This window comes from Pseudomonas sp. BF-R-24, from assembly GCF_019947335.1.
GTDB lineage: Bacteria > Pseudomonadota > Gammaproteobacteria > Pseudomonadales > Pseudomonadaceae > Aquipseudomonas > Aquipseudomonas jessenii.
Map to the genome: position 1 here is coordinate 1 of NZ_JAGYGG010000072.1, position 10,883 is coordinate 10,883.

15 protein-coding genes and 1 pseudogene are annotated in these 10,883 nt (G+C 61.0%); 10 read left to right on the forward strand and 6 right to left on the reverse strand.

The window, feature by feature from the left end; all coding sequences use genetic code 11:
• The 10 genes and pseudogenes from KGA98_RS27960 to KGA98_RS28000 form a co-directional block, all read left to right on the forward strand.
• Positions 1–387: pseudogene (locus KGA98_RS27960) on the forward strand (hypothetical protein); the annotation flags it as partial.
• A gap of 102 nt (positions 388–489) precedes the next feature.
• Complete coding sequence (locus KGA98_RS27965) at positions 490–1,653, forward strand: phage tail sheath family protein (protein ID WP_223504890.1); 1,164 nt, start codon at positions 490–492, stop codon at positions 1,651–1,653.
• A 12-nt stretch (positions 1,654–1,665) separates the two neighbouring features.
• A complete protein-coding gene (locus tag KGA98_RS27970; protein ID WP_104449518.1) occupies positions 1,666–2,169 on the forward strand; it encodes a phage major tail tube protein in 504 nt (167 codons plus the stop codon).
• An 11-nt stretch (positions 2,170–2,180) separates the two neighbouring features.
• The gene (locus tag KGA98_RS27975; RefSeq protein WP_223504892.1) at positions 2,181–2,489 is read left to right on the forward strand and encodes a phage tail assembly protein; all 309 of its coding nucleotides are present in this window, start codon (positions 2,181–2,183) and stop codon (positions 2,487–2,489) included.
• Positions 2,476–2,601 carry a hypothetical protein gene (locus tag KGA98_RS28475; RefSeq protein WP_263287945.1) on the forward strand — a complete coding sequence of 42 codons (126 nt, stop codon included), beginning with the start codon at positions 2,476–2,478 and terminating at the stop codon, positions 2,599–2,601. Before KGA98_RS27975 ends, KGA98_RS28475 begins: the two co-directional genes overlap by 14 nt.
• A 30-nt stretch (positions 2,602–2,631) precedes the next feature.
• Complete coding sequence (locus KGA98_RS27980) at positions 2,632–4,974, forward strand: phage tail tape measure protein (protein WP_223504895.1); 2,343 nt, start codon at positions 2,632–2,634, stop codon at positions 4,972–4,974.
• Between the two features lie 9 nt (positions 4,975–4,983).
• Positions 4,984–5,841 carry a phage tail protein gene (locus KGA98_RS27985; RefSeq protein ID WP_223504897.1) on the forward strand — a complete coding sequence of 286 codons (858 nt, stop codon included), beginning with the start codon at positions 4,984–4,986 and terminating at the stop codon, positions 5,839–5,841.
• A complete protein-coding gene (locus KGA98_RS27990; protein ID WP_223504899.1) occupies positions 5,816–6,022 on the forward strand; it encodes a tail protein X in 207 nt (68 codons plus the stop codon). Before KGA98_RS27985 ends, KGA98_RS27990 begins: the two co-directional genes overlap by 26 nt.
• A gap of 82 nt (positions 6,023–6,104) precedes the next feature.
• Entirely contained in the window at positions 6,105–7,139 is a 1,035-nt protein-coding gene (locus KGA98_RS27995) for a phage late control D family protein (protein WP_223504901.1), read from the forward strand.
• Positions 7,140–7,341: 202 nt separating this feature from the next.
• Positions 7,342–8,136 (forward strand): DNA adenine methylase, encoded by a 795-nt coding sequence (locus KGA98_RS28000; RefSeq protein WP_223504903.1) that lies wholly within the window; start codon positions 7,342–7,344, stop codon positions 8,134–8,136.
• Positions 8,137–8,249: 113 nt separating this feature from the next.
• On the opposite strand, the gene KGA98_RS28005 is transcribed toward KGA98_RS28000, so the two are convergent.
• The 6 genes from KGA98_RS28005 to KGA98_RS28030 all read right to left on the reverse strand — a co-directional run.
• Positions 8,250–8,495 carry a hypothetical protein gene (locus KGA98_RS28005; protein WP_223504905.1) on the reverse strand — a complete coding sequence of 82 codons (246 nt, stop codon included), beginning with the start codon at positions 8,493–8,495 and terminating at the stop codon, positions 8,250–8,252.
• Positions 8,492–8,782, reverse strand: coding sequence for a hypothetical protein (locus tag KGA98_RS28010; RefSeq protein WP_151213724.1), 291 nt, complete (start codon positions 8,780–8,782; stop codon positions 8,492–8,494). The genes KGA98_RS28005 and KGA98_RS28010 overlap by 4 nt, the downstream gene beginning before the upstream one ends.
• 173 nt (positions 8,783–8,955) lie before the next feature.
• On the reverse strand, positions 8,956–9,147 hold the full coding sequence (locus tag KGA98_RS28015; RefSeq protein ID WP_223504907.1) for a hypothetical protein: 192 nt from the start codon (positions 9,145–9,147) through the stop codon (positions 8,956–8,958).
• Positions 9,148–9,485: 338 nt separating this feature from the next.
• Positions 9,486–9,863 carry a hypothetical protein gene (locus tag KGA98_RS28020; protein WP_223504909.1) on the reverse strand — a complete coding sequence of 126 codons (378 nt, stop codon included), beginning with the start codon at positions 9,861–9,863 and terminating at the stop codon, positions 9,486–9,488.
• A gap of 152 nt (positions 9,864–10,015) precedes the next feature.
• Positions 10,016–10,186 (reverse strand): hypothetical protein, encoded by a 171-nt coding sequence (locus KGA98_RS28025; RefSeq protein ID WP_223504911.1) that lies wholly within the window; start codon positions 10,184–10,186, stop codon positions 10,016–10,018.
• A 140-nt stretch (positions 10,187–10,326) separates the two neighbouring features.
• On the reverse strand, positions 10,327–10,883 hold a 557-nt coding region (locus KGA98_RS28030), incomplete at its 5' end, for an ABC transporter permease (RefSeq protein ID WP_223504913.1).

Consider the following 10,883-nt stretch of genomic DNA (forward strand, 5'->3'; position numbering starts at 1 on the left):
GTGGTGCCCGATTACCGTGGCCCGGTGTTTCAGACAGCCGATGGCGCCGAGGTAAAACACACGATGCCGGGCGAGTTGCCCCCCGAGCTGACGACCTTGCCGCGACCGAGTGCGGCCCATCTCTGGGATGGTTTCGACTGGGTATTAGATGCCGCGCTCGATCTGGCACTACAGAGCCGGCGAGAACGGTCGTGGGTCGAAAATGAATTGCATTGGGCGGGCAGAGAGGTCGACAAGCATCAGGATGCGGACCCGGGCGCGATCAGCACGGAACTGGCCTGGCGCACCTATCGCAATGAGCTGCGGGCGTGGCCTGGATCGCCGGACTTTCCGGCCAGTGATAAACGGCCGTTAAAGCCGGACGGATCGACCAACACCGCGTCCTGACGCCCCGCATTGCCGGGGCGTTTTCTTTTCCATGCTGCACGTCACCGCACATCCCCACGGCCTCGCTTATGCGGGGCTTTTTCGTTTCTGGAGCATCACTCTATGAGTTTTTTTCACGGCGTCACCGTGACCTTGGTGGACACCGGCGCCCGGCATATCGCCACCCCGTCCGCGTCGATCATCGGCCTGTGCAACACCTTCACCGTCGGGCCGCCGGCAACCGCAGCGGCCAACGAATTGCTGCTGATCACCCGCGAAAGCGAAGCGGTCGCCGCCTGGGGCCCGGATGCGGCAATCACCCAGGACTGCAAGGCCATTTTCAAACGGTCCAAGGCGGTGATTGTCGCCGTCGGCGTGCCGCTGCTGGAAGACCCAGCCGAACAAATCTCGGCGATCATCGGCGGGGTCTGGGCCGACGGTAGCCGTACCGGCATGCAGGCGTTGCTCAACGGTAAAAGCAAGTTTAACGCCCAGCCGCGCTTGCTGGTTTCCCCGGGGTATTCGGCGACGTTGGCAGTGGCCACCGAACTGGTGGCACTGGGCGACAAGATGCGGGCCATGGCCATCATCGACGGGCCGAACACCACCGACGAAGCCGCGATTGCTTATGCCGAAAACTTCGGTAGCAAACACGCCTACATGGTCGACCCAGGTGTGCAGTTCTGGGACACCGGCGCCAGTGCCACGGTCAACGCGCCGGCCTCGGCCTGGACCGCCGGCCTGTTTGCCTGGACCGATGCCACCTATGGCTTCTGGGCCTCGCCGTCGAACAAGGAGTTTGTCGGCATCACCGGCACCACGCGGCCAATCGAGTTTCTCGACGGCGATGCCTCGTGCCGGGCCAACCTGCTGAACAACGCCAACATCACCACCATCATTCGTGACGACGGTTACCGTTTATGGGGTAACCGCACGCTGTCCAGCGACCCGAAATGGAAGTTCGTTACCCGCGTGCGCACGCTGGACATCGTCATGGACGCAATCCTCTACGCGCACAAGTGGGCCGTGGACCGCTCGATCACCGCGACCTACGTCAAGGACGTGACCGAAGGCCTGCAGGCGTTCATGCGCGACCTGAAGAATCAGGGCGCCATCATCAACTTCGAGGTGTATGCCGACGAAGAGTTGAACACCTCCAGCGAACTCAGCGACGGCAAGGTGTACTGGAACATTCGGTTCACCGACGTGCCGCCGGCCGAAAACCCGAACTTCCGCGTGGAGGTGACCGATCAGTGGATCACTGAAGTGCTGGACACCGCTGCCTAAGGAGGCCGCTTTATGATTCCGGAAGTGCTCTACAACACCAACCTGTTCGTTGACGGCATCAGCCTGCAAGGCGATGTGCCGAGCCTGACCCTGCCCAAGTTGACCCTCAAGACCGACGAGTACCGCGCCGGCGGCATGGACGCGCCGGTGGAGATCGACATGGGCACCGAAAAGCTCGAAGCCAGCTTTATCACCAACGGCGTGCGCCGCGAGGTGCTGAAGTTTTTTGGGCAGGCTGATCTGACGGCGTTCAACGCCTCGTTCCGCGGTGCCTTCAAAGGCCAGAAAGGTTCGGTCAAGGCGGTGGTCGCCACTCTGCGTGGCAGCCTCAAGGAAGTCGATCCGGGGGACTGGAAACCGGGTGAAAAAGGCGAGTTCAAGTACGCCGTCGCAGTGACCTATTACAAGCTGGAAATCGACGGCAGCGTGATGTTTGAAATCGATCCCCTCAACTCGATCCGCGTCATTGACGGCGTCGACCAATTGGCCGCTGTGCGGTCTGCCCTGGGCATGTAAGGAGCAACACCATGAGCAACGCAAAAGACAACGTCCTGCCCAAGTGGCTGCAACTGGGCGATGGCATTGCCACCGTCGTCCTATCCCGTGCGAGCCAGGCCAACGGTATTCAGGTCGACAAACTGTCCCTGCGCGAACCGACGGTGCGCGAAATGCGCGCTGCCACCTTGCAGGGCGGTACCAACGAAGAAGAGCAGGAGATGGTCTTGTTCTGCAGCCTGGCGAGCATCGGCCGTGCGGATCTGGAGGGGCTGCTGATGCGCGATTACCGTCGTTTGCAGACCGCCTATTTTCGTCTGGGAGCAGATGACGGGGTTTAACCCACGGCTGCAAAAGGCCTTGGCCAAACGCTTGGCCGTCGAGCTGAATTTTTCGGCGGCCGAGATTCAGGGCCTGTCGTTTTCCGAGATGGTCTGGTGGCTCACGGACTGAGCCCATCCCCGTTGCATACAGGTACTCCGCATGGCGAATAAACTCTCGCTCGGGCTGGTGATTGGCGGTGCCGTCGATTCATCTCTCGGCGCCGCCTTCAAGAATGTCAGCGGCGAAATGAAAAAACTTGAGGCGCAAACCACCCGTGCCAAGGGCTTGCAGAAAGTCATCGGCGAGACCATGCGTCTGCGCGATGAATGGAAAAAAGCCCACGACAGCGGGGCGGCCAATGCCGACGCCTTGCTGCGCAAACTGGAAACCAACACCAACAGCTTGCGCAAGCAGGGTGTCGAAGTCGGGCGCCTGCGTCAGGAGTATTTGGCGCTGGGCAAGGTGGTGCGCAGTGCGGAGTTCAAGGCCAAAGGGATGGGCCAGGTCGAGGAGGGGCGGGAAAGTTTACGCAGCGGATTTGGCACGGCAGTGGCCGGCACCACTCTGGCGGCCGTGCCGACCAAGGTCAGCGCGGATTTTCAGGCGATCATTCGCGACATCGCGATCAAGTCCGGTACCGCCAACACCCAACAGGAAGTGAACACCGCCCGCGATATCGTCCAGACCTCAAAAGACACCGGCATGGCCAACACCCAGGTGGCTGACCTGGTGAACCAGCTGGTCGGTGGCTGCATGGATCTGACCGAAGCGCTGAAGTACGCCCCGGTGGCTGCCAAGTTTGCGGTCGGGCAGGGCGCGTCGGGCACCGACACGGCGAAGATGATTCTGGCGATGCAGAACAACGCCAAGATCACCGACCCAAAAAAAATGGAACAGGCCTTGGCGTCGGTCGCGTTGCTGGGCCAGCAGGGCAGCTTCGAAGCGGCCGACATGGCCAAGTGGTTTCCGGAACTGTTGGCGCAGATGGCCAGCAGCGGCATCACCGGTCAGGACGCCGTGACTCAACTGGGTGCCATGCTGCAGGTGCAGATCAAGAGCGCCGGCAGCGCCGATGAGGCGGCGAACAACCTGAAAAACTGGATCGCTAAAATCGGTTCAGGGGAAACCGTCAAAGGTTACGCCGATGCCGGGATCGACTATCAGGGCTCGATGAACGCCGCTATTGGCAAGGGCTTGTCGACCTTTGAAGCCAGTTTTGAACTGGCACGCCGGTATGTGGAAATGACCGACCCGAAAAAGGCCAAGCAGCTGAATCAGGGCCTGACCCAGATCAGCCAAGAGACGGACCCGGCCAAGGCGCAAGCGATGGCCGATGCCTTGGCCGCGACCCTGCGTACCGGCGATCTGTTTGCCGACATGCAAGTCAAAACCGCCCTGATGGCGTACACCCAGAACAAAAAATTCTACGCGGACCTAAAAAAAAGCGCCTCGGACCCCAACGGCGAGCGCAAGGTCATTCTCGACAAAAACTTGAGCGAGCGGCGCGAGGCCTCGTCGCAACGCTGGGCCGAAACCGGTCAGGCGTTCAACGATTCGCTACGGGCAATCGGTGATGCCCTGCGTCCGGCGACGGATGCGCTGGCCAGCGGTATCGGTGCAGCAGCGCGTGGCTTGACCGCCTTGTCCGAGGAGACGCCTAAGGTGGTGCTGGGCCTGGCGGCGCTGAGTGCCGGAGCCTTGCTGGCGGGCAAGGCCTGGGCCGCGCTGAAGATCGGTCGGGGGCTGGTGAACATCGCGCGCGGCTCGGCCGGCGACCGGTCCAACATCGTCCAACGGGTGTTCGTGACCAACGCGAATGACGGCGATGATGACGGGGTGGATCACGATTCAGGTCGAAAGAGAAAAGCCCCTGCAAGTCGGCCGTCCCGTGGCATGAAAGTGGGCGGGGTGCTGGCGGTGGTCGGTGCCGGCGTTCAGGTGCTGGACACTTACCAGAACGCCACCACCCGTGATGAAAAGGCCGAAGGCTACGGTGAGGCGGCGGGCGGGCTGGCCGGTGGTTTGGCCGGTGCAGCGGCGGGCGCGGCCATCGGTTCGGTCATACCTTTGTTGGGCACCGCAGTGGGCGGAATGATCGGTGCCTGGCTCGGGGCGTGGGGCGGCGGCGACGTGGGCGCGACCATGGGCAAGGCTCTATTTGGTGGGCCGGACACGCCAATCGTACCCAAAGCACCGCTCGGCCTCTTTCCCATGGCCGCCGGCCAGGGGGTTGGCGCGGTCGTGCGCTCGATGGAAAACGCCCCCACCGCGCCGGTCACGGCGGCGGCATTGATGTCGAGCACCGCGGTTAAGACACCCGAATGGCCGAAGGTCGATCAGCAATTCACTTTCGCCCCGGCCCCGGTTTTTCAGGTGCAAGGCGATGTGAAAGACCCGGCACAGTTGGTCCAAGAATTGATGCCGTACCTGCGCCGTCAGTTTGAAGACTTCGCCCGGGAAGCACGTGCCCGGCAGTTGTTTGATGCACCCCACGTGGGTTGAGGACGTGAAATGACGGATGAAAAAACTTACCTGGAACACCTGCAAGGCGGGCTGAAGTACATGGTCGACGCGGGGGAGGCCGGGCGCACTGACCTGGAGTCGATGACCGGGCCCATGAATGGCGCGCTCAATGAGATCAGTGGGGCGGCCGATGCGCTGGAAGGTCTGCCCTTTATCAGCGAGGACCTGAGCGACAAAACCCGCCGTCTGCAAAGTGCTATCAACTCGGCGCAGGCCAAGATCGGCAAGGTGGCCAGCTTCTACAACCAGACCCAGCGCGCCCTGTCTCAATTTGATGAGCACTTTTCCGCGTTGACTGAGCAGATTGGCCGCTTTGGCGCGGCGTTCAACAAGGTCGCCGGCAAGGCCAATGCAGCGTTGGGCAACATCTTCCCCACGGAATGGTTTGCCGGCGACATGTCGCCGATTCCCGATGCGGTGAAGCCATTCCCGCACCTGCTGATTCTCTATCCGCTGAAAGCCAATGAGCGACCGTACTACTTCAACCTGGACACGGCAGCCTTCGATGAACTGCGCCGGCAGACGTCGTTTCGCTGGGCCGCGCAGGAACGTCTGACCCGGCGCCCGGCACAGCAGGCGGTGGGGCTGGGTGAGGAGAAAATCACCATCAAGGGCGCGATCTACCCGAGCTTCAAAGGTGGGCTGAAGCAGCTGGATAGGCTGCGCAGCATCGGTGCCAAGTTGCTGCCGCTGAACCTGACCACGGGTTATGGCGAGGTGCTGGGCAACTGGGTTTTGACCAATATCGAAGAAGAGCAAAGCGCCTTACTGCCCGGGGCTATCCCGCGCAAGCAGGGCTTTTCATTGGAGTTCGTCCGCTATGGCGATGACCTGCAGAACAGCTGACGGGGATCTGCTCGACACCCTGTGTCACCACTATTACGGCCACCTGAACCGCAGCGTCGAGGCGGTGCTGGCCGCCAATCAGGGCCTGGCCGATGAGCCACAGCCGTTCCGGGCCGGTGTGCTGATCAGGCTGCCGGATCTGGTGGTCGAGCCGGACAGCGTCATTTCGTTGTGGGATTGATGGACTACACTCGTGTCGCTCATCGTTTAAAACTCCTTACTTTCTTGCCCGCCTTGTGCGGGATTTTTTTTGGAAAAAATCCATGACGCCTAATTTTCGCATCGTGGCCGACGGTGCCGACATCACCAGCCTGATCAATGATCGTCTGGTGTCGCTGCAGCTTTCCGACCGGCCCGGGATGGCCTCGGATTCGTTTGAGCTGCGCATTGATGACCGTGACGGCGCGGTGTCGCTGCCCGTGCGTGGCGCGAGTATCGAGGTCTACCTCGGTTATGCCGGGGCCGATCTGACCCGCATGGGGCGCTACACCGTGGATGAGGTGGCCGTCTCCGGCCCGCCGGACACACTGGTGATCAGCGGCAAGGCCAGCGACATGCGTGGCAGCGGCAAAACCACCCGCAGCGGCAGTTGGGAGGACGTCAGCCTGGCACAGATCGTGGGCGATGTGGCCGCACGCAATGGCTGGCAGCCGTCGTGCCCGGTCGACACCCAGGTGCCGCGCATGGACCAGCTCAATGAATCCGACTTCAACTTCATCACCCGTCTGGCCAAGAAGCACGACTGCACCGCCAAAGTAGCCGATGGCAAGCTGCTGGTCCTACCGCGACAAGGCGGACAGAGCGCAAGTGGCAAGGCCTTGGCGGTGATCACCCTGCAGCGCAGTGATGTGACCCGCTGGCAGTTTCGTTTGAGCGACCACAGCGCACATCAAGGTGTCAGCACCCAGTACCAGGACTCGGCCAGCGGCGAACTGCTGATTTCGCACCTGGACAACCCCAACGTGCCCGAAGGCCTGCCACCGGTGCATACCGATCGCCATCTCTATCCGGATCGCACGGCGGCCGACGAAGCGGCCAAGGCGCGTCTGGCGGCGTTCAATCGTTCGACCGCCTCGGTGCGCCTGGACCTGCCCGGTCGGACCGACCTGTTTGCCGAAATCATGATTGAGGCGCAAGGCTTCAAGCGCGGCCTCGATGGTGAATACCTGGTGGAGTCGGTGGATCACACCTTCACCCCGTCCGGCTGGACGGTGTCAGTGGAGTGCAATGGCGGCAAGGAAGGCAAGGCCAAGGCATCCGGCAAGTCGCAGAAAGTCGTGCTCGACGTGGTCGATTGATTGCCCGGGTGCGTGAGTCGTGCCCGGTCAAAGAAGTTTGAGTCTCAACGTAAAAGGAGCGGCCAGTCTGGATGCGTCAACATCCAGCCTGGCCACCGTCCCCGCAGATTGTCCCTGCAAGTCCCGCCAAGGCTCCTGCTCTGTGCACAAAGCAGAGCGAGCCTAGCACCTGTTTATTTATACAGTAAAGGTCTTGCTATCCATGTCTACACCCATCATCCCTTGGATGGGCGGCAAACGCCGCCTGGCCGATCGTCTTATCCCGCTTTTTCCACCCCACGAATGCTATGTCGAAGTCTTTGCCGGCGGCGCTGCGCTGTATTTCATGCGACCTCAGGCTGCGCCCGTTGAAGTCCTCAACGACATCAACGGCGATTTGGTGACGCTGTACCGCGTGGTGCAGAACCACCTCGAAGAGTTCGTGCGTCAGTTCAAGTGGGCGCTCAGTTCGCGGCAGGTGTTCGAGTGGCAGAAGATGACCCGCGTCGAAACGCTCACCGACATCCAGCGCGCCGCGCGATTTTTCTACCTGCAGCACCATGCCTTCGCCGGCAAGGTGTCCGGGCAGACCTTCGGTACCGCGACCACCGGCCCGGCCATCAACCTGCTGCGGATCGAAGAAAACCTCTCAGCCGCCTGGCAGCGCCTGTCCGGCACCTACGTGGAAAACCTGCCTTGGCTGGACTGCGCCGAACGTTATGACCGGCCGCACACCTTCCACTACATGGACCCACCGTACTGGCAGACCGCAGGGTACGGGGTGGATTTTCCGTTTGAGAACTACGAGCGGATGGCGGATTTCATGCGCCGCTGCAAGGGTAGGGTAATGGTGAGCATCAATGACCACCCGGACATACGCCGGGTGTTCAAGGGGTTTCACTTTGAAACGCTGGATATTCGCTACACAACGACCAATCAGCGGCAGGGGAAAGCCGAAGTCACCGGGGAACTGGTGATCATGAACTGGGAACCGGCAGTATTAGGTGGGCTTTTTTAACAACCGGTATATGTTGTATGGGCCTTCGAGGGGGGACGCTCGGGGCCCACTATTTTCTATAGTGTTCTCTTGCATCAGGACGCGCAATGCCTCCTGGTGAATCCCCTCGCCAATCACTGTTCCAGCACCACCAGGCGCACCGTGGCCGCCTGCTCAAACACCAGATACAGCCCCTCCAGGCTCGCCGTGTTCAGCGCCCTGACCGTTTCCAGGCCGAGGGCAAAGCCTTCGGCACGGTCCGCCGCGCGCGTGCAGTCGGCCGCCGTGCGCGCCTGGGCGATGGCGCTCAGCAGTTTCAGCGCCCGGGCGTGGATCGCAGACGGCAGGTTCAACGCGGCGAACGGGTCGGCCGCGCTCATCGCGACACCTTCGGCGCGGTTGGGTCCGCCGGCAGCTCGCGCAACAGATCGGCCAGCTCAAGCAGCGGGTACTGGACCGAGGCGGCCGGTGTCCGGCAGCCTGGCTTATGCCCGGAAAAGGCTCTCGCCGCACTATGGAAGGTCTGAACCTGCCCGCATTCACGACAGATCAGCCAATCCGGTTTTAACTCCCAGTAGCGCGACCAGCATTCCAGGCGAGAGGCGACGCGATAGTTCAAGTCGTTACTGTCACGCTCGCTCATGGTGTCGTCCAGGGTGATCGTCATCAGGTGCTGTTCCTTTTCGAGTGAGTGGCCCACTGTGCGTAAAACCAGGCCGCCGGGGTCTGGTCATCCAGTCTAGGAGGTGGTGGGGACCGTGCCCACCCAAAAAAAGCCCCCGCACCTGGTCAAAGTGTGGGGGCCTATTCAACATAGCCTCCGTTACTCGTAACACGGCGTCACTCGGCGTGGAATTCACCCTTGAGCTTTGCGGCCGGCTTGCCCACCACGTAATGCACTTGAATGCGCGCCGGGTCGGTCACGCTCGATGCTGACATCACCGCCAACAGCTTCCAGCCGTCCTGTAACGCCATGTTCACCTCGCGGTAGTTGGTCAATTCATTCACGACGTGGGCTTCATGTAATTGCATCGTTCTGCCTCCTGGGGACACTCTCAGCGTAGCAGGGCCTCGGCTAGCGGCGCGGGGGTTCCTTTCCGTTCTTTTTGGGTAATGCGCTGGCCACTCCGGACGGCACGCCTCTTTCGTCCTCGTATCCAACACACTCGAATGCCTCCCATGTTGCCGTAATTAGTCTGCCGGTCAGCCGTCAGGCTTGCCCTGACGGTCCCCCAAACGAGGCGCCAGCTCAGGCCGAGAGAAAAATTAACATCGTGTCCGAGATTAATTGACCCTTGCACCCAGGTGCGCAACTTACGTAGCACCTGGTCGCGGATAAGCGCTTTCAGGGTTTCTTGTTGGATGGTTTTTTATGATTCATCCCACCGGAACGCGGCGATTTTTTCCATCGCACGAAAGACCATGTTCATCGTCGAGTGATAGCTGCAGCTGATGCTTTCCAGCAGCATGACGGTCAGGTAGGCCGCCATGAAATCGACCTCATTCTGCTGATCTCTGGCTTCGTTCATTTGCGAAATGATAGGAGTCATGTAATTGACTTTTCTATCAACCGACAACGCCATAAACCCTGGCAGTCCACCTATGTCGTTTTCCAGGGCTCGTCGATACTTCCGCAGCTGGTGAGACGTCATCAGCTTGGTGGTGGTACTGAGGGGTGTGAGCCGGTGCATGAGTCCCTTGAGGTCTCGTTCAAGTGCTCGTTGTCGTTTGGGTTTGAAAAACAGCATGCCGAACTCTGTTCCTGATTAGCGCGTTTACTCTTAAGCCGTAAGTGTATACGTTGCTGCGCCAGAAGTTGGGGGGGCTTGGGTCGCCATCAGTGGCGCCGTTTTCAACCAGCAGCGCCTTGTCTGTGCCGGGCAATTGAACATAGCCTCCGTTATGGGTAAGCGGTAGGGTCACCCGGCCAACAAACCTGAATTTTACCTAGGAGTGCGATTTTCCACGTGATCTCGGGCAAAGCTTCAATCCAAATCGTTTTTACACAGCCGTGCAGTTGGCCGATCTGGATTGTGACGCGCTCTTCAACGCTGAGTTCGTGATAAGACATGGCAACACCCTATCGAAGCGGTCAGGTATTGCACTCAGCTTTTGCCGCTGCCAACCAATTAAAATCACCGGCCTAGCGCCGGCGTTTTCGTTATCGTCACGCAGCGTACAGCTAGCCCGTCAGGCTCATAGGCCTGGCCGCTATTCACTGCGCAGAGCCGCCACCGGATGCAGGCGGGCCGCCCGCAGTGCCGGAGCCAGGCCGGCGAGAATGCCGAGCACCGCCGCCAGCAGCAGCGCCAGCAGTAGAAACAGCGGCTGCAGCGCCAAGGGCAGGCTCGGCATGGCCAGGTGCAGTAGCCCGAGCAGGAGGCCCATCAACAGCAGACCAAGCAGACCACCGGCCAGGGACAGCAGTGTCGCTTCGGCGAGAAACAGCCCGAGCACCTGCCGCGGACTGGCACCAATCGCCCGCAACAGGCCGATTTCCGCCGTGCGCTCGCCCACAGTGGTAGTCATGATTGTGAGAATGCCGACGGCGCCGACCAACAGGGAAATGCCCCCCAAGGCACCGATGGCCAGGCTCAGGGTGCCGAGAACGCGGTTGAAGCTGCGCAGCATGTCGTCCTGTGTGCTCAGACTGAAGTCCTCCACGCCGTGCCGTTCGCCGAGCACCTGGCGAATCTGCCGACTCAACGCCCGCGAAGTGGTGCCGGCGCCGAACACCACATGGACTTTGACCACCCCGGTGCGGTTGA